We start from the raw sequence: 17972 nt of genomic DNA on the forward strand, positions 1-17972 counted from the left end.
GCCAGACCGGGCGGGGCGGATGCCGGCGGGTAGCCTAGGAAGCCCATGAACTCCCGCGCGCACTCCCCCGAACTACCGAGGGCACTCATGCGGCTCTTCCGGGGCCCGCACTTCGCCACGGCGCTGACCCAGGCGACGATCGCGACAGCGTTCGGCTCGGTCTTCCTGCGCGGGCTGGTCGGCTGGCCCGGCCTGATCGGCGTGCTCGGCGGACTCGTCGTACTCGCCGCGTTCTCCCTCGTCGCCCGCAGGAAACAGATCGAATGGCACGGGCTGCTGCCGATCTCGATCCTGGTCTTCCTCGGCTGGTGCGCACTGTCCTTGCTCTGGACCGGGTACCCGTTCGCGACGGCGATCGGGCTCATCTACCAGCTCGCCTTCGCCTTCCTCGCGCACTACATCGTGCTCGCGCGCACCATGATCCAGATCGTGCGGGCGACAGGGGACGTGCTCCGGGTGCTGCTCGCGACCTCCGTCGCCCTCGAGATCGTCGCCGGACTGCTGCTCGACGCGCCGATCCGGTTCCTCGACATCCAGGGGCATCTTGACGAGCTCGGCCCGATCCAGGGCATCTTCGGCTCCCGCAACGCGCTCGGGTTCGCTGCCCTCATCGCGGGTGTCACCTTCGTCATCGAGCTGCGGACCCGGTCGGTGCGGCGCGGGGTGGCGATCGTCTCGCTGATCGGGGCGACCGCCTGCCTCCTGCTCACCGGGTCTCCGGTCATCTTCATCGTCGCGGTTTTCGTCGGTTTCGCCGGTCTCGCCCTGACCTGGCTGCGCAACACTCCCCAGCCGCGCCGCCGGTTGCTGCAGTTCGCCCTCCTCGGCGTGACCGTCGTCGCCGGGGTCGTCGCGTTCCTCACCCGCGGGGCCATTGTCGAAGCGCTCAACGCCCGCAGCGAATTCGGCGTGCGCGCGACCCTGTGGCGGGAGATGTGGCGCCTCGTGGGTCTGCACCCGCTCGAGGGCTGGGGCTGGTCGGGCCTGTGGCCGGGGACCGCGACCCCGTACGGGTGGCTCGACTTCAGCACCCGCCGACACTACGAGACCGGACTGAACGCGTTCCTCGATGTGTACTTCCAGCTCGGCCTGATCGGCTTCCTGAGCTTCCTGGTCCTCGTCGTGCTCGCCTTCTGGCGGTCCTGGGTGCTCGCCTCAAACAAGCGCACCCTCATCTACGCGTGGGCGCCGCTCATCCTCGTGGTGCTGATCGTCACGAGCCTCGCGGAGAGCACTGTTCTCGTGGAGGCCGGCTGGCTGCTGCTCCTGATCTGCGCCCTCACGGCCGCGCAGGGCAAGAGCTGGCGCAGCGGGCTGCAGCCCAGGCCCCGCCCGCCCGAAACCGACGACGGGGCCGAGTAGAGCTGTCGCTAGCGCGGGCGACGGATGTCGATGGACAGGATCCCGAGGAACATCCCCGACATCGCGGTCTGGAACCCGAGCATCATGAACAGGGCGGCCGGAACGGCGAGCCGCATCGTGTCGACGGGGTCCTGGGCGCCGAATCCGGAGGCGGCCCAGACGCTCAGCTGGAGGATGGCAACGGCGAAGCCGATCACGAAGAGGATCAGGCCGACGATCACGCCGCTTTCGAGGCTCGCCCGCTGGGCGAACCGTTCGAAGGCCCGGCTGCGCGGCAGGTGGAAACCCTCGTGTTGCGCGTAGAGCTTCGTCAGCAGCGCAAAGAGCATCGCCTGGTAGCCCACGACGGCGAGCGCTGCGAGATAGACCTGGCTGGACACGTCGAGGCCCACGGTGCCGATCTGCACCGGCCCGAAGGCGAGCAGGATGGAGCCGAGGATTCCGAGGGCGAACGCGACGGAACCGGGGATCAGGAACAGCCAGCGCGGGTTGAAAAGCAGCAGGAACCGGAGGTGGCGCCAGCCGTCGTGCCAGCTGCGGAGGTGCGGCGGACGGCTGCGTCCGTCCTTCTTGAGCGTCGTGGGCACTTCGCTCACCCGGAGGCCGTCGAGGGTCGACTTGACGACGATCTCGCTGGCGAATTCCATGCCGGTCGTGATCAGGCCGAGGTCGAGGATCGACTGCCGGTTGAAGCCGCGCAGGCCGCAGTGGAAGTCGCGGATCTCCGAGCGGAACAGCATCCGCCCGATGGTCGAGAGCACGGGATTGCCGAGGTACTTGTGCAGGGGCGGCATGGCGCCGGGCTCGATGCCGCCGCGGAACCGGTTGCCCATCACGAGTTCGTCGCCGGCCCTGAGCCGTTCGACGAACTGGTCGAGGGAACTGAAGTCGTAGCTGTCGTCGGCGTCACCCATGATCACATAGGTGCCTTTGGCGGCTTCGATGCCGCCCATCAGGGCGTTGCCGTAGCCCTTGGCCGCGACGTCGACGACGCGGGCGCCGTGCTCCATCGCGATCTGCTGGGATCCGTCGGTGCTGCCGTTGTCGGCGATGACGACTTCTCCGCGGACTCCTGACCGCGCCAGGTAACCCTGGGCTTTGTCGATGCAGATCGCCAGCGTCTCGGCCTCATTCAGGCACGGCATGACGATGGACAGTTCGAGCTCGGCGACAGACGTGTCGGACATCATTTCCTTCGGGACGGCGGTTACAGCTAATCCTTCACCCTAGACGAGTGGAACACGGATGCCGCGCGGGGCATCCGCCTGCACGCGCCCGAACGATGCGGCGATGACCCACACTGCGGTCACGGTATACCCGGAGATGACTCCGGCCACGGCCGCCCACGACCCGGTCAGTACCGGCGTGCCCGCGACCATGACGATCAGGCCAACGACCAGGCCGACGACCGAGGCGGCCGTCGCAACCCAGGTGCGCCCCGTCGTCAGCAGGTATGCCGTGGCGACCAGGGAGATCGAGAAGGCGAAGACCCCGATCAGGAGGAAGGCCATGATCGGTGCGGCTTCCCGGTAGGTCGCGTGGAAGACGACGTCGACGACGATCGGGCTGGCGAGGGCGACAGCTCCGAAGACGGCGCCGAGGCCGAGGAACATCACTCCGAACACCATCAGGTACCGACGCCGCGAGGCGACCCGATCGGCCGCCACCCACTCGGTGAAGCGCGGGATGAGCACCTGGGTGATGGCCTGGCTGAGCATCGACGCGGGGGTGGCGAGCGACATCGCCGCGGCGAACAACCCGGCCGTGAGCGGTGGCTCGACGATGAATACAAACACCATCGCGAACTGGATCAGCCCGTTCGAGGCGAGCAATCCGAGGGAATTCCAGGAGATGAACTTCAGGACGCGCGCCGGCTCCAGCCCGCTCTCCTGCCGGAGCTCGTCGTGGCCGAGGTGTGCGCCACGGAGCGAGTGCAGCGCGAAGACGGCGTAGCCGATCGCGATCGGCCAGAGGAGCGCCCCGGGAAGGCGTGTCACCAGGACCATCGTGAGGAGCCCGATCGTCGTCGCCGAGGAGATCACGTCCCAGATTGCCGCAGACGTGATCCGGCCGAGGCCGACCTCGATCCCCCGCGCGAGGACATAGCCGGACCACGTCACGATCAGCACCCCGATCGCGATGGTGTCGCCGATGTCCGCCCCGAGCGCGATCATGGCGACAGGAAGCCCGATCAGCAGCATTCCGGCGCAGGAGATCCAGAACGAGCGCTGGATCAGGCGGAGGGCGGGAACAGGAGAATGGCCGAGTGCACGCTCGTGCGCGAGGAAGTGCGCTGCCGCGTTTCCCGCCCCGGTCGGCCAGAGCAGCGAGAGGATCAAGGCCAGGGCGATCCAGGCCGAAACGTGAGCCAGATCCTCCGGCCCCATCACGCGGCCGATCAGCACCGTGTAGGCAAAACGGGCCAGTCCCTGAGCGAGGACACCACCGGTGGAGATGGCTGCCTGGGACATGAGCGAAGATGGTTTCACCTGTGAATGCTACTCGGCGAACACGGAAGCAGCGGTTCCGAAACCGGATGCCGCGAGGGAGAACCGCGTGACACTCGACATCATGATGCCGTTCTACGGCCGCGTCGACCATTTCCGCATCGCCGTGGAGAGCGTCCTCGCGCAGACGGATCCCGACTGGCGTCTCGTCGTCATCGACGACTGCTATCCCGACGTCACGGCCGGCGAGTGGCTCGTTGGCCTCGCAGATCCGCGGATCGTCTACCGGCGCAACCCGGTGAACGCGGGCATCAACGTGAACTTCCAGGCCTCGATCGACCTGGCAGTGAACGAGTGGCTGACCATCTTCGGCTGCGACGACGTGATGCTGCCCGGCTATGTCGCCCGGGTCAAGGCGCTCGGCCAGGCGCATCCGACCGCGGACTTCATCCATCCGGGCACCCGGGTCATCGACGGCGACGGCCGGGTCTACCGGCCGCTCGTCGACCGGATGAAGGCGCTCTACCGCCCGCACGTGCGCGGCACCATCGAGCTGGGCGGCGAGAAGCTCGCCGTGAGCGTGACGAGGGGCAACTGGATGAACTTCCCCGCGATCGCCTGGCGCCGCTCGGCCGTTGCCGCGGTGGGGTTCCGGCCGAACCTCTCGGTCATCCAGGACCTCGGCCTCGCCCTCGACGTGGCGTTCCAGGGCGGCAGCCTGCTGCTCGACGACGAGGTCGTCTTCGAGTATCGCCGTCATGCCTCGAGCGTCTCGTCGTGGCGGGCGGCGGAGGGCAGCAGATTCGTCGAAGAGCAGCGCTTCTTCCGGGCACTCGCGGCCGAGTTCGAGGAGCACGGCTGGCCTCGGGCGGCCCGCACGGCCCGCTGGCACATCTCCTCGCGGATCAATGCCCTCACGCGCCTGCCCGAGGCCGTCTCCGCCCGCCAGACGGCCGGCATCCGCATTCTGGCCAGGCACGCCCTCGGCCTGAGCCTCGCAGAGCTGGCCGAACGCCAGTAAGTGCCGGCGAGAGCCGGGCGGCGTGTTTCTAGCGCGGGACGACCTGGTAGATCTCCAGGGTCGCCTTCGGCAGCTCGAAAGCCTGCACGGGCTTCAGGCAGGTCGAGTCAAGACGGTGGTCGTCTGCGAGCACGTAGCCCACGTTCGCCTGCGCGAACGCGGAGCAGGCGTCGAAGGTGACCCGGATCTGGTCCTCAGCGGGATTGGAGACAACGGGCTCCCCGGGGCCCGCGACCCAGCTCACGCCGGCGAGTCGGTTCCACTGGAAGGCGTACTGGTTCGCCGGGTCGATGACGCCCCACATTGCGCGGGAGGGTGCACCCTGGAAGCCGTTCTCCGCACGCACGCCGGACTCCAGCAGCACCGCAGTCGTGAGTCCGCCGCCGATACCGACCCAGGTCTTCGGCGCCGGAAGCGTCGAGGGCGACGACGGCCCGGGACACCGCCGTCTCGCGCAGATCGAGCACCCCGCTGTAGATCGGGTTGGTCAGGCCAGAGCCGGCGATCGTCACGATCAGGAACGCGGTCGCGGCGAGCCTCGGCTGACGCCGCGCGGCGAAGTAGATGGCCGCCGCTGAGAGCAGCGCCCAGAGCCACCAGAGCTGCACGGCCTCGAGCATTCCGGGGAGGTGCCGGATGGCCACGTATCCGATCGCGGCCTGGGAGAGCGCGAAGAGGCCGGCCGAGATCGCGGCGATCCAGAAGCCTGCGCGCACCCGGTGTTCGTCGAGGTAGCGCAGCACGTAGGCGAGCAGGCCGAGGGACGCAAGCCCCATGCCCAGCCGCACGCGGTTCTGGCTGGTCTTGTCGAGCAGCAGGAGCCGGGCGATCGCATCCCATCCGGGCACGTACAGGTAGGCGAGCAGCAGCAGGACCACGGCGGTGAGCCCGATGAGCGTCCAGGGCAGCTTCCGCTTCGCCCTGGCCTGCCTGAACACGATCCAACCGACGACAGGCAGCAGGTAGATGCCGATGTAGAAGAAGGTCGATGCTTCAGAGCCGTTCGCTCCGAGCAGGCCTGGGCGCTGCGCATTGAGAGTCTGCGTGAACGAGGATCCGATCGCCGAGGCGAAACTCAGCAGGCTGCCGCCACCGGTCGGTGTCACCCGGTTGCCCGGGTACGTGGTGCCGAGGAACGCCTCGACGGTCGTGAGTTTGGTCGCGAGCCAGAGAACCGTGACGGCGGATGCCGCGACGCCGGCCACGAGCACCGGTCCGACCCGAGAGAGCACTGCCCGCAGCCCAGGGTTCTCCCGGCGACGCTCGACCACGAGGCCGATCGCGAAGAACAACACGACAAGTACCGCCGGAACGATGAAGGGCACGTAGATGCCCGTCGCCATGACCACCGTGAGGTAGCCCACGAGGGCCGCCCAGCCCCATCGGGACCGCAGGGAGCTGCTCGAGAACGCGTGGATCAACGACGTCATGGCGGTGAGTGCCCACACGACCGGCCACAGCGTCGTGGACAGGTACCACCACTGGAAGAGCGGGCTGTAGAGGAATCCGACTGCGATCATCGCGGAGACGCCGGGCCGCCTGGGCAGCAACGTGACGAGGAACATGTACGCGGCGGCCGCCAGTGCGAGCCCGGGGAGCCACCATTTGAAGGCGATCGCGTGGTCGACGTCCATGACCATGAATCCCCAGAGGTGCGGCCGGAAGGCCACCGTCCAGTCGACCCGGGGCAGGTCCTGCGGCAACGTCGCATCCATCCCGCCGGGGAACGTCTCGTTCACGAGCGGAAGCCCCTGCTGCACCTGGGCGATCGCCCACACGGTCTGCACGTTCCATTCATCGGACCTGGTGAGCTGTGGCGTGCCCGCGATCAGGCTCGAGTCGCTGCCGTAGGCGATCTGGCTGTGGAAGACGCCTGAGGACGACCCGTTGATTCCGAGTGCGACGAGCACGATGCCCAGGATCAGGAGCAGCGCGGGGAAGGCGAGGAGGACCCGCATGCGCGGCAGGCCGTCCGTACCCGGTTCGGTGAACCGCCGATAGCCGTCGCGCCAGGCGTGCAGTCGCGATCGCCCGACAACGGGCGTCAGATCCTGTGGCACGGCGAGTTCCTCCATCACTTGCGCGGAATACGTCCGCATCGGGGCCACGGGCACCCCCGGCGCCGACCCTCACCCAGAGTAGACGATTGGTGCCAGGGCCATCGAAAGGGCCTAGACGGGCTGCACAAGGTCGCGCAGCACGTCCTGGGCGCCAAGCCCGAACCGGGCGTAACGTCCGGTACGCCACTCACGGACAACGGGGAGGATGCGCGCCGCGTACGCCGCGGGCAACGAACTGCGCACGACTTCGTGGGCAAGCTTGTCTTCGAGCAGGTACAGGACGCTGGGTTCGGCGGTCGGCCCCAACAACGACGGCGCTCGCTCGGCCAATGCCCGAGCACGCGCAAGGAGCCGCCTGTTCCGCTCCGTACGTGGCGCTCGGAGCCTGCCGAGTCGTCCGGCTGTGTCGAGATTCGTGACGCCGATCTGGTTGGCATCGTGCTGGCGGTAGTCCACGAGTTGCTCGTCGAGCAGATCCATCGTTCCCGTCAGCACCGCGACCATTGCCAGCCATTCGTCGTGCACCCAGGCCGCTGGAAACGGCCGTGCCCGCTCGAGGAGCTCGCGACGCACCATCATGGTCGCCCCCGTCACGATATTCCGCTGCACCAGCAGCTCGAGGGCCCGCCCGTCGTGTTCGAGGGCTTTCGCGACGTCGGTCACACCGAGGGTCTGCAGCAGGGTCATCCCCAGCGGATGCCCGTCGCCGTCGACCAGGCGGGCGTCGGTGTGCAACAGCACCAGCTCCGGCCTGCGGGTGAATTCTGCCGTCATGAGTTCGAGCCGACGTGGATGCCAGATATCGTCCTGGTCGCTCAGCGCCAGGATATCGCCCGAGCATGCTGCGAGGGCCTGCTCGAAGTTCCCGGTCACGCCGAGCCCGCTCGCGTTGCGAATCACCCGCACCTCAATGGCGCCCAAGGGATTACGGGCGCGCCACTCCGCCACGACGGACTCCACGAGTTCGGGGGTCCCGTCACTCGACGCGTCGTCGGAGACCACGATCTGGGCGGGAGGCCGAGTCTGGCCGAGGATGCTCCGGAGCTGCTCCGTTACGTATGCCGCCCCATTGAACGTGCACATGGCGACCGACACGGGCGATCGCGACTCGATGCCGCTCATCTCACGCTCCCGTCACGAGCATGCCGCGAGCGCGGAACCGGGAACGCCGGGCGGACTTTGCGGTCGACCGTGGACGACCGGTTGGAATCGGATCTCGTGCGTTCGCTACGGCATGCCAATGGGCTCCAGCGTCGATTGTTCACTGTCGGGACGTCGTCACTTTACGCGCAAGGGCAAGATACTCACGCGAACGTATCCGCCATGACCATCGAGCCTCAAGAACCGCCCGCGACATCGGCGGCATTGGATTCCGCAGTGCGTCCTGGACAGAATCCACGAGATTGTCGAAGGACCCACGCGACACAAGACGAACAGGTCCGCCGTCAGCGAGCAACGGCGGGACGGATGGAACCGGATACGAAACGATCTGAGCGCCAGCAGCAACTGCCTCGAGGAGCGTCACTTGGAATCCTTCAGCGAGTTCGCTCGGGTTTACAAGCACCGAACGACTTAATGCGTCTCTGACCTCTTCCAGTTGGGCATGACCGTGAATCTCGACGGACTGTTCAATCCCTCGAAGGCGAACCCTCGCGATCACAGCATCGGCATCCGGACCGTCCCCCAGGATATGCACGACGAGGTCGTCAAAACCACGAACCTTAATAAGCTCAGCAGCAACGTCGATGACGGTTTCCCATCCTTTGCCGGGCACGAGCCTGCCGAGAAATGCGATTCCGTTCAGAGTCTGGGAAACCCCGTTGCTCGGCCAGTTCGCCATTTGTAGGGCATTCGGAAAGACTCGCGCATCGATTCCAGCAAGATAGGAGACGAATTGCGCCGACTGCTCAGAGACAGCCAGCACCTGCGCCGCACCGCGAAGCACGAAGCGCCCGAATGTGAGATCGACCAATCGAGAAAACATTTGAATCATGTTCGACGGGTTCTTCACGAAGCCGGCCCCATGTTCCGTATGAATGACGGGGATCCTGCGACTGGCTGCGGCACGAAGCCCCACATAGGACATCGGGAAGAACCTCGTATGCGTCGACACCAGGTTGATGTTTTCGGAAACAAGCAAACGACTCAACCTACGAGTCGTCCCATACGCAGGAAAGGAAATGACCGACGCTATGGGAAAGTGCATCTTCAACCGGATCACACGCACTCCGGCTTCAAGAGTGTCCGACGCTTGCTCGGCGAGACAGATGACGAGTACCCGCGCCCCAGCCGACTTCAATTCGGTGGCCAGCTGAATGACGTGACTCTCGAGGCCCCCTAGACGGGGCGGATAGCTATTGACGACTATGGCCACCCGCACATCCTCTGTGGGGGCGTCTTCAGACACTGTCTTTGCTCGCTCTCAGGGACGGCCATTCTTCCATCGCACCGAGTCTATCCGGGATACCGACTGCCACAGCATCGAGTGGGGTGGTCTACCATTCTCAAGTGGCGTCGAAACTGGTGAGGAACCGAGGACTCGTAACGACTGGCACCTCCTGCCTTGCAGTGGTGGGAAGAAGACGTCGTGGCGTGCGACCAGCGGAATCACAGCCGGATAGGATCGCGACGTGAAACGAATAGGCCTGACCAGCACCCGAAAAGGTCTACTGGCCGCCATACTCGCTCCGATCCTACTTTTTGTTGCGCTAGGCAGCTGGTCAGTGGCGTCACCCGCTGGGGCCAGCCCCGACGACAACTTCCACCTCGCAAGCATCTGGTGCGGGGACGGTCTGCGGCCCGGCTTGTGCGAAAGCGGTGTCAATCCCGATTGGCGGCTTATTCCCAAGGCACTAGCCGACTCTTATTGCTTCGCTTTTAAAGGAGATTTAAGCGCGGCATGCCAGACCTCGGCAGTCACGTCGTATTCGACGACACTCACTCCGACCTCTCACGGGAACTGGTCCGGCGCCTATCCTCCGGTGTTTTATGCATTGATGGGGCTTCTCGCCGGCAATAATGTGGCTGTCTCGATAGTCCTGATGCGCCTCGTCAATGCGGCCCTGTTCATTGGGCTTTCGACGTGGCTCTTCTTCTTACTGCCACGCTCACGACGAACCGCCTTAGTGGCCAGCCTGGCCGTCACCGTTGTGCCACTTGGAATGTTCCTGATTCCGTCAAACAACCCCAGCAGTTGGGCCGTCATTTCCGCCGGAACTCTGTGGATTTCACTCCTCGGCTATTTTGAAACCACAGGCCGTCGCAAGACCAGTCTGGGCGTTGTTGCCGTTCTTGCCACTGTGATGGGGGCGTCAGCACGCGCCGATGCTGCGATCTATGCGATCGTTGCAATCCTGGCCGTCACGGTACTCAAGATGAACGTGCGCAGGCGTTTCCTAGTCTCGTTTCTGTTGCCTTTGGGATTGGCGCTCGTCGCGGCATTCTTCTATTTCTCCGCCGGGCAAGCATCATTTGCCACCTCGGGTCTCCCCTCAGATGCCCCTCCAGATCCGCACCGGAGCTCTCAGTACTTACTATTCATTAATTTCCTCAACGTGCCGGAGCTCTGGGCAGGCACGCTCGGCCTAGGGAATCTGGGCTGGATGGATACCCATCTACCCGCCATCGTGGCCGTTATTGGTGTTGGGGTGTACTGCGCGATCACGTTCACAGGGCTTCGTTACATGAGCAGGCGGAAAGCAATCGCAATTGCGGGAGTGCTCGCAGCACTTTGGCTGGTTCCGCTGTTTGTCCTCTTACAGTCAAAGGCCATAGTCGGCGAGCAAGTCCAGCCTCGATACGTGCTTCCCCTCGTAATCCTTCTCGCCGGGATCTCCCTCGTGCAGCGTTCCGGAGCGCCTCTGAACATCACCCGTTCGCAAACAACCGTCGTTGTCGCCGGACTCGGTGTGGCCAATTCCGTTGCTCTTCACTTCAACATTCGGAGATATGTCACGGGACTCGACGTGGTGGGATGGAATCTCAACGTGCAACCAGAATGGTGGTGGCAGGGCGCTCCGTCGCCCATGGCGGTCTGGGCGATCGGGACTATCGCTTTCGCGGCCGCCCTCGCGATCCTCGCCGTGCAGTTTCATGCCTCATACACGACACCGAACTTATCGGTCCAGACTGCGCCTGTCGCCGTGAGGGACAAGAAGCCTCGCTGAGGCCACGATCTCCGACACACTGCCACCTCTCACCGGCGAACCTTCCCACGAGGGCGACCTAGCCTGGCGACTTGGGCAGGTCAGGCAGTCCCTTGGCCGCACTTCTCCTGGCCTAAAGGCGAACGGAGGATTCAGTAGATATGGCGATATGGCGCGTCGCCTCATCGGGTAGCGCTGTTCCGGCGATCCGGTGTGTGATCTCGTGGCATCGTGGACAGTGGATCTCATCACTTCGTAGACGCTGGGTCTCATGGCTTCGTGCACAGCTACCGCCCTGGCTCGCCGAGCACTGCGGGGAGGTCGGTCTGGCGCTGGGCGAACTGGGTCTGATACTCCGCGTTCTTGTGTTCCCAGGCCTTCGTCGGGTGGGCCACGCTGACGCCCTGAATAGAGTACGAGGCGACGTATCGGCCTCGGACGTTCAGCGCGACCATCGGCAGCGGGAACGAGAACACGATCTCAGCGGTGACAGGGTCGGTGAGCAAGAACTCGTCGTCGGTGATCGTCCGGTAGAACGTGCGGTCGGCGTACGTTGTCGGGAGGGAGACGTGGTAACCCTGAAAGTAGACCTGCCGGTTCGCTTTAGTGACCTCCACGAGTGACTGATCGGCGGTCTGTGGTCGCGCGCTGTCGTCGGGCAGGATCTGTCCGGTCTTGGAGATCGTCAACGACGCCCGGTGAAGGTCTGACTGTCGTCTCGAGCGAGCCTGCCGGTACTCTGAGGCTTTCGCTTCCAGCACCGACAGCGGGATCGGCTCGGTCGCCGGCGTGTGTTCGAGTAGGTCCCACGCGGCCCGCGGCGTGGCGTGTTCGAGGGCTTGATGCGGTCGGCGGTTGTTGTAGTGCTCCCGGAATCGCTGGATCCGGGAGCGTAGCTGCTCGAGAGTTGCTGGCCGGTCGGCGTCGAGGTATCGGATCAGCGTCTGGTGGGAGCGCTCGTTCTTCCCCTGTGTGGTGGGCTTGCCCGGCAGCCCGCTGATCGGCATGGTCCCCTTCGATGCCAGAAAAATTTCCACGGAGCCGATCGTGCCTGCCCGCAGCTGGTTGAACGCCAGCGAGTTATCCGAGAGCACCTCCTGGGGCGCCCCGTGCGCGGCGATAGCCCGTTCGAGCACGTCCTTGGCGTCGGCACTGTTCTCATGACGCGAATACACGTTGGTGCCCACGTCGTATCGGCTGGCGTCGTCGAGCAGTTGATACACCGTGACGACCTGCCCGCCAGCCAGCCGGTACTCGAACGCGTCCAGCTGCCACAGCGACATCACCGTCGCGCGCACGAACGGGATGTATGACGACTTCGGTCGCTTCTTTGGCGACGCGTCCACCTGCCCGACGCTGGCCAGCAGACGCGCGATCGTCGCCACCGACGGCACCTGCCCTCCCGGAAACCCGTCGTCCATGGCAGCTTCGTAGTAGACCGAGCGGGGACCATAATCCCAGCCATCCGCCTTGAGCTTTTTGCGGATCTTCACCAGTTCATTCACGACCACCTGCCCATACCGCCGGGCTGGGACCTTCGGGGCTCGGGAGCGCGGGTGCAATGCAGCAGCAGCCTCGTGGGCAGCTCGACCTCGGATCTTGTAGAACACGCTCCGAGAGATCTTCAGCGAGCGGCAGAACCCGGTAATCGACAGCGCGTGCGGCTGGGTCGGGTCGTAGTTCATGATCGCGGCACGAGTCTGGGGAGAAAGAGAATTCGTCATCCCCCGACTATCACCGGCGCAAGTGTCTCCGAAGCTGTGAGACATCCTGTCCACGATGTCATGAGATCGTGTGTCCACGATGCGTTGAGACAGGACATTCCGGCGATCCGGTAGTGCTCTTCTGGGGAAGTGGTAGCGGCCCGGGCTGTTTGCCCGGGCCGCTGTGGTGTCACTCCCAGTAGGTGTCGTGGCTGCGGGTTTGTTCGTTGCGGTGCCGGCGCATGTCGATCTGGCCCAGGTTGATGATTCGGGCGTGGTTGGTGAGTATTAGCGCTTGTGGGGGCCACCGTTATTGACTTTGGGGGCCACCGGGCGGTGTGGCCAGTAGTGCGCTCGGGGGCCACCGAATATTGCTGTTGGGGGCCGTCTGCTTAGCTCCTTCCGCCGCGTGTATAGGCACCCGGCAGAAGGAGTAATCAACAATGGTACGAAGGATCAACGCGAAGCTCGTGCTTCAACTCCGCGCCGAGGGCATGACGGGGCGCGCGATCGCTCTCGCGCAGGGCATGTCGCGGAAGAGTGTGCTGGCGGTGTTCGATGCCGCGGAGAAGACCGGCGTCGGCAGTGACGGCCATGCCGGCCGCAGCGAGGCCGAGGTGTATGCGCTGCTGTTCCCGGGCCGGGGCGAACACGAGAGTGTGTTCGTGCAGCCTGATTGGGACGGGGTGCACAAAGAGCTCGCCAAGGTCGGGGTGACGCTGAAGCTGCTCCATGGCGAGTACGTCGACGGCTGCACGGTGACAGGGCAGCCGGCGATGGGATATGACCGATTCTGCAAGTCCTACGCGGCGCACACCCTGGTCACGGGGGCGGCGTCGCGGGTGGGCCACAAGGCCGGGCGGACGGTCGAGGTCGACTGGTCGGGGCCAACGATGCAACTCACCGGCCCGGTCACGGGCGAGACGTCTCGGGTGTATTTGTTCGTCGCGTGCCTGCCGTTTTCTCGGTATGCGTTCGTGGAACCGGCGTTGGATATGCGGCAAGACACCTGGCTCCTGGCCAACGTCGCGATGTTCGAATGGTTTGGCGGAACGGTTCCTAGGATCGTGCCCGACAACCTGAAGACCGGCGTAATCAAGCACCCTCGCGAGGGTGAGGTCGTGTTGAACGACGCCTACCGGGAACTGGCGGCGCACTACTCGGCCGCGGTGCTGCCGGGCCGACCCCGGTCACCCAAAGACAAGGCGTCCGTGGAGAACACGGTCTCTCATGTTGCTACTTGGGTGATCGCCGGACTGCGTCATCGGAGCTTCGGAACGCTTCCCGAACTGCGGGCCGCGATCCGGGAGCGGATGAATGCCTACAACCGGGAACCGTTCCAGAAACGCGCCGGCTCCCGCCTCAGCGTGTTCGAAACTGAGGAGAAGGCGCTGTTGCGGCCGTTGCCGTCGGCGCCTTTCGAGATCAGCCGGTGGATCGTGGGGCGTCGGGTGCAAAAGAACGGGCATGTGGTCTGGGAGAAGAACTTCTACTCCGTCCCCTACGCGCATATCGGACAGGGCGTCGACCTGCGCATCACCAGCCAGGTGCTCGAGGTCTATCGCAACCATGAGCGGCTCACCAGCCACCTGTTGTTGGGTGAGCATGTCGTGAACGAATACCGCACCAACGATGGCGACCAGCCCCAGGGCGAGAAGTATCGGGAGTGGGACACCGTCCGGATCCGGGCTTGGGCCGAACGAGTCGGACCGAACATGGTGACCGTGGTGAACAGGATCTTCGAGGCCGTGCCGGTGGAAGAACAGGGGTTCGACGCCGCGCTGGCCGTGCTGCGGCTGAGCCGCCGCTACTCCAGCGAGCGAGTGGAGAAAGCGTGCCAGATCGCTTTGGAGGGTCGTGTTCGCTCGCCCCAGTATGCGCACTTGCAACCGATCCTGGAGACCGGGCAAGACAAGACAGGCATCCGCAGGATTCCACGCTTCGAACCCGTCGAACCTGAATCGGGCGGATACGTCCGCGGCGCCGACTACTACGGAGGCGGTGCACGGTGAGCCGGATCGATATCGAGACCAAACGCAAGCTCCGTGAAATGGGAGTGGCCACCCTGTTGGACGCGTTCGACGCCCAGGACGCCACCCTCACCCTCGGCCTCGCGTTCGAGGAGCGAGTCAAACTCGCCGTTGACGACGCGCACTCCGTCTTCACCCAGACCAAAGTCGAGGGGCTGATTCGCCGGGCGAACCTGCGCTACCCAAACGCTGACCTGCGCCGCCTGGACCTCGTCGAAGAACGCGGCCTCGACCGGTCAATGCTCGCGGGGCTCGGCACCTGCTCGTTCATCGATCGACAGCAGAATGTCGTTTTCCAGGGCTTCACCGGGTCGGGGAAATCGTATCTGGGCTGCGCGCTGGCGAAGGCCGCCTGCCGGCACCGGGTGCGAGCGCACTACATTCGGATGCCGGAGCTCGAAGAGGCTTGGCAGCTGGCCCGCGATAAGCCGTCCGGGTCGACGAAGTTTCTGAACAAGTACGCCGCGTTCTCGCTGTTGGTAATCGATGAATGGCTCCTGGACGAGCCCGACGAGAGCACCAGGAGCATGCTGCTCGAACTCCTCGAGCGCCGCTACGACCAGGCATCAACGGTGTTCTGCACTCAATACGCCCAGAAGGATTGGCACCAACGCCTCAGCTCCGGAGTTCACGCCGACGCGATCATGGACCGCATCGTGCACAACACCATCTGGGTCGAGACCGGCGGACACAACATGCGAGAACACACCGCCGGACAGGTCAACGCATAAAGGTTCGCGCGGTCGGGAGCCAGCGGCCCCCGACCGCGCGACAGCCTGGCACCCGGCGGCAATATCAGTGGCCCCCGAAGGCAATACTCACTGGCCCCCAAACCCGCAAATACTCAGTGGTTCACGATGGAGTCCGCCGCGACCCGGTCGGGGAGTTCGGCGACCCAGTGCGCGGGTCCGGTTTGTGAGGCGATCATCGTCGGCACCGGTGTTCCCGGTTCGCGAGCACGGCGAACAAGTCGCTGGCGGCATCGCTGTCGATGCCGACGGTGAGGAAGTCATCGATGATGAGTAGGTCGATGTTGGAGAGCTCGTTCAGCAGCTTCTGGTGCGCGATGCCGTTGCCGCGGGCGATGACGAGCCTCCGGGCGAGGTCGTCCATCCGGAGGTAGGCGACCGTGTGTTCGCTCTGGCAGGCGCTGATCCCGAGCGCGCAGGCGAGGTAGGTTTTCCCGCCTCCGCTGGGCGAGATGATGAGCAGGTTCGTCGAATCCGCCCGCCACTGATGGGCGGCATAACGGCGCATCCGAACCGGGGTGATGCCGCGCCCGTCGCGGTAATCGACTTCCGCGACTGTTGCTGCGGGAATCGGGAACTGTCCCTGGCGGATCAGCCGCTCGACCTTGTTCACTCGCCGGGATTCCAACGCGTCGTCAACGGCGGTGAGGAACAGCTGCTCCGGGGTGAGGGTGTCGTTGGCCTCGTCCTGGATGAGTTCCTCCAGCCGGGTCGCAACATGGGTGACCCGCAGCGCGCGGAACTTGTCGTAGTCGATACTCGTGAAGCTCATCGCCCGGTCCCGTCGCTGATCTCGTAGTGGGACGCGTCGCGAACATAGACGTCCGGTCCGACATCCCGGAAGACGACGGTGCTGCCGCGCTTGCGGGTCGAGGCTGCCGGGATCAACGGCTTGGGTTTCTTCGCGTCGCTGTCGATCGTGGCCATGAGGTGTTTCAGCGTCGTATAGGTCGGATGGGTCCGGCGGTTCAGTAGCTCCTGGCAGGCGGCGTCCAGCCGTTGCCGGTTGTTCTTGCCGAGCCCGTCGAGGATGTTCTGGCAGGCCAGATACCCTTGCGCCTCGATGCTCTGGGCGTCGAGGATCTGCTCGATCACCGTGACCGTCGCCGGGCCGAAACTGCGGGCCCGATCGGTGAACCACCGCCTGGACCACAGCCCGTCGATATTGCGGTGCTGCGGTGGAACATGCTCCGGCAGGGTCGAGTACTGGCCCTTCCGTCCCGTCAACCGCGGGTGTTCGCAGAGGATGTCGTTCCCGTCGAACACTGTCACCGTCGAGGCGGTCAGCCTCACCCGCAACAGCTTGCCGGCCAACGCGAACGGCACTGAATACCGCTGGGTGTCGGCGGTGACGTGGTAGTTGCGGCCTGCCTTGAGCTCCTTCCACTGGACGTCTTCGAATGCCGCGTCCGGCAACGATCCCAGCAGCTGCCTCTCTTCGGCGTCGAACCTCTCCCACCGGGTCGAGCCGTCAGCGCGGCGGATATCGTGGTTGATCTCCCGCACCCGCTCAACAATCGCGTCGTTCAACTCGGCCAGGGTCGTGAAGACATCGTCCTCGAGATACCCGATGACGCGTTTGTTGACGACGTTCACCGCGTTCTCGGCCGACGCCTTGTCCCGGGGCTTCTTCACTCGGGCGGGGACGATCGCGCACTGGTAGTGGTCGGCGAGCTGTTGATAGCGGGCGTTCACGACCCGCTCCGCATCGCCGGGGTGGGACCGGTTTGTCGCCGTCGTCGGGTTGTCCGGCACGATGATCTGCGGCACCCCGCCGAAAAACGCGAACGCCTGAACGTGGGCGTTGAGCCAGGCCGGCGATTTCATATCAATGAACGCGCGGCAGAACATCAGCCCGGAGAACGGCAGCACCGCGACGAACAGCACCGCCTTCGTGACCTCGCCAGTGATCGCGTCGACCAGCTCGATGGTGTCGCCGGCCCAGTCGACCAGCATCGCCCGGCCCGGCTCGTGGTTCAGCACCGCGACCAGGTCGTGGCTGCGGACGTAGTCGGTGAACAGGGCGCAGAACTGCGAATAGCCATACTTCTTGCCCGTGTCCTTCGTATCGACATAGCGGCGCCAGGCCAACAACAAGGTGAAGTGCCGGTTCGCCTTCATCGACGCCAGCACCCGAGACAGGTCGGGCTGGTCATACTCCTCGGACACTTTCCTGCGCCCGTCCGGGAACCACCCGGCCAGGTCAGCGTCGCTGACCGAATCCGCCGCGGTCACGCCCCGCGCCTGCATTTCCTGGCTCACCCGGGCCACGGTGCGGTGTGAGCACCCCGCGATCTCCACCACGTCCCGATAGCTGCGCCCCTCCAGCAACAGCACCAGGATCTTTCGATAATCCGTCATGAATCAGCACTCCAAACGTGAAACGACAACACCCCATGTGTTGTCGTTTCACAGCAGAGCAGCACACCCGCTTCGAGCGCTACCCTGTCCCCGG

Annotated in this window: 14 protein-coding genes; 5 read left to right on the forward strand and 9 right to left on the reverse strand. The window is 64.9% G+C overall.

Going from position 1 to position 17972, the window contains the following annotated elements; genetic code table 11:
* Window positions 1-45: 45 nt before the first annotated feature.
* Window positions 46-1362 carry an O-antigen ligase family protein gene (locus RGU41_RS12645; protein ID WP_322136381.1) on the forward strand — a complete coding sequence of 439 codons (1317 nt, stop codon included), beginning with the start codon at window positions 46-48 and terminating at the stop codon, window positions 1360-1362.
* 8 nt (window positions 1363-1370) lie between these two features.
* On the opposite strand, the gene RGU41_RS12650 is transcribed toward RGU41_RS12645, so the two are convergent.
* Window positions 1371-2552, reverse strand: coding sequence for a glycosyltransferase family 2 protein (locus RGU41_RS12650; RefSeq protein WP_322136382.1), 1182 nt, complete (start codon window positions 2550-2552; stop codon window positions 1371-1373).
* Between the two features lie 36 nt (window positions 2553-2588).
* Window positions 2589-3833 carry a lipopolysaccharide biosynthesis protein gene (locus RGU41_RS12655; RefSeq protein ID WP_322136383.1) on the reverse strand — a complete coding sequence of 415 codons (1245 nt, stop codon included), beginning with the start codon at window positions 3831-3833 and terminating at the stop codon, window positions 2589-2591.
* 85 nt (window positions 3834-3918) lie between these two features.
* Between RGU41_RS12655 and RGU41_RS12660 the strand changes: the two genes are divergently transcribed.
* Complete coding sequence (locus RGU41_RS12660) at window positions 3919-4830, forward strand: glycosyltransferase family 2 protein (protein ID WP_322136384.1); 912 nt, start codon at window positions 3919-3921, stop codon at window positions 4828-4830.
* Window positions 4831-4858: 28 nt separating this feature from the next.
* On the opposite strand, the gene RGU41_RS12665 is transcribed toward RGU41_RS12660, so the two are convergent.
* The 4 genes from RGU41_RS12665 to RGU41_RS12680 all read right to left on the reverse strand — a co-directional run bounded on the left by RGU41_RS12665 (window position 4859) and on the right by RGU41_RS12680 (window position 9264).
* On the reverse strand, window positions 4859-5074 hold the full coding sequence (locus tag RGU41_RS12665) for a hypothetical protein (RefSeq protein ID WP_322136385.1): 216 nt from the start codon (window positions 5072-5074) through the stop codon (window positions 4859-4861).
* Window positions 5025-6890: a hypothetical protein gene (locus RGU41_RS12670; RefSeq protein WP_322136386.1), complete on the reverse strand. Its 1866-nt coding sequence runs from the start codon at window positions 6888-6890 to the stop codon at window positions 5025-5027. Before RGU41_RS12670 ends, RGU41_RS12665 begins: the two co-directional genes overlap by 50 nt.
* 111 nt (window positions 6891-7001) lie before the next feature.
* A complete protein-coding gene (locus RGU41_RS12675) occupies window positions 7002-8012 on the reverse strand; it encodes a glycosyltransferase family 2 protein (protein WP_322136387.1) in 1011 nt (336 codons plus the stop codon).
* Window positions 8013-8151: 139 nt separating this feature from the next.
* Window positions 8152-9264 (reverse strand): glycosyltransferase family 4 protein, encoded by a 1113-nt coding sequence (locus RGU41_RS12680; protein ID WP_322136388.1) that lies wholly within the window; start codon window positions 9262-9264, stop codon window positions 8152-8154.
* 256 nt (window positions 9265-9520) lie between these two features.
* Here RGU41_RS12680 and RGU41_RS12685 point away from each other — a divergent pair, with 256 nt between their 5' ends.
* Entirely contained in the window at window positions 9521-11056 is a 1536-nt protein-coding gene (locus RGU41_RS12685) for a DUF2142 domain-containing protein (RefSeq protein WP_322136389.1), read from the forward strand.
* 266 nt (window positions 11057-11322) lie between these two features.
* On the opposite strand, the gene RGU41_RS12690 is transcribed toward RGU41_RS12685, so the two are convergent.
* The gene (locus tag RGU41_RS12690) at window positions 11323-12759 is read right to left on the reverse strand and encodes an integrase core domain-containing protein (RefSeq protein WP_322136390.1); all 1437 of its coding nucleotides are present in this window, start codon (window positions 12757-12759) and stop codon (window positions 11323-11325) included.
* A 422-nt stretch (window positions 12760-13181) separates the two neighbouring features.
* Between RGU41_RS12690 and istA (RGU41_RS12695) the strand changes: the two genes are divergently transcribed.
* Together istA (RGU41_RS12695) and RGU41_RS12700 are read left to right on the forward strand one after the other, a co-directional pair.
* The gene (gene istA / locus RGU41_RS12695; protein WP_322136391.1) at window positions 13182-14750 is read left to right on the forward strand and encodes an IS21 family transposase; all 1569 of its coding nucleotides are present in this window, start codon (window positions 13182-13184) and stop codon (window positions 14748-14750) included.
* On the forward strand, window positions 14747-15499 hold the full coding sequence (locus RGU41_RS12700; RefSeq protein WP_322135676.1) for an ATP-binding protein: 753 nt from the start codon (window positions 14747-14749) through the stop codon (window positions 15497-15499). Before istA (RGU41_RS12695) ends, RGU41_RS12700 begins: the two co-directional genes overlap by 4 nt.
* A 193-nt stretch (window positions 15500-15692) precedes the next feature.
* Here the strand turns inward: RGU41_RS12700 and RGU41_RS12705 are convergent, their stop codons facing one another.
* Both RGU41_RS12705 and istA (RGU41_RS12710) read right to left on the reverse strand, forming a co-directional pair.
* Window positions 15693-16289 carry an ATP-binding protein gene (locus RGU41_RS12705; RefSeq protein WP_322136392.1) on the reverse strand — a complete coding sequence of 199 codons (597 nt, stop codon included), beginning with the start codon at window positions 16287-16289 and terminating at the stop codon, window positions 15693-15695.
* The gene (gene istA / locus RGU41_RS12710; RefSeq protein WP_322136393.1) at window positions 16286-17878 is read right to left on the reverse strand and encodes an IS21 family transposase; all 1593 of its coding nucleotides are present in this window, start codon (window positions 17876-17878) and stop codon (window positions 16286-16288) included. Before istA (RGU41_RS12710) ends, RGU41_RS12705 begins: the two co-directional genes overlap by 4 nt.
* Window positions 17879-17972 lie beyond the last annotated feature (94 nt).

Source organism: Cryobacterium sp. 10C3, from assembly GCF_034314285.1.
GTDB lineage: Bacteria > Actinomycetota > Actinomycetes > Actinomycetales > Microbacteriaceae > Cryobacterium > Cryobacterium glucosi.

Coding starts and splice junctions, on each gene's coding strand:
- RGU41_RS12645 (WP_322136381.1), top strand. CDS start 46: ATGAACTCCCGCGCGCACTCCCCCGAACTACCGAGGGCACTCATGCGG.
- RGU41_RS12650 (WP_322136382.1), bottom strand. CDS start 2,552: ATGATGTCCGACACGTCTGTCGCCGAGCTCGAACTGTCCATCGTCATG.
- RGU41_RS12655 (WP_322136383.1), bottom strand. CDS start 3,833: ATGTCCCAGGCAGCCATCTCCACCGGTGGTGTCCTCGCTCAGGGACTG.
- RGU41_RS12675 (WP_322136387.1), bottom strand. CDS start 8,012: ATGAGCGGCATCGAGTCGCGATCGCCCGTGTCGGTCGCCATGTGCACG.
- RGU41_RS12690 (WP_322136390.1), bottom strand. CDS start 12,759: ATGACGAATTCTCTTTCTCCCCAGACTCGTGCCGCGATCATGAACTAC.
- istA (WP_322136391.1), top strand. CDS start 13,182: ATGGTACGAAGGATCAACGCGAAGCTCGTGCTTCAACTCCGCGCCGAG.
- RGU41_RS12705 (WP_322136392.1), bottom strand. CDS start 16,289: ATGAGCTTCACGAGTATCGACTACGACAAGTTCCGCGCGCTGCGGGTC.
- istA (WP_322136393.1), bottom strand. CDS start 17,878: ATGACGGATTATCGAAAGATCCTGGTGCTGTTGCTGGAGGGGCGCAGC.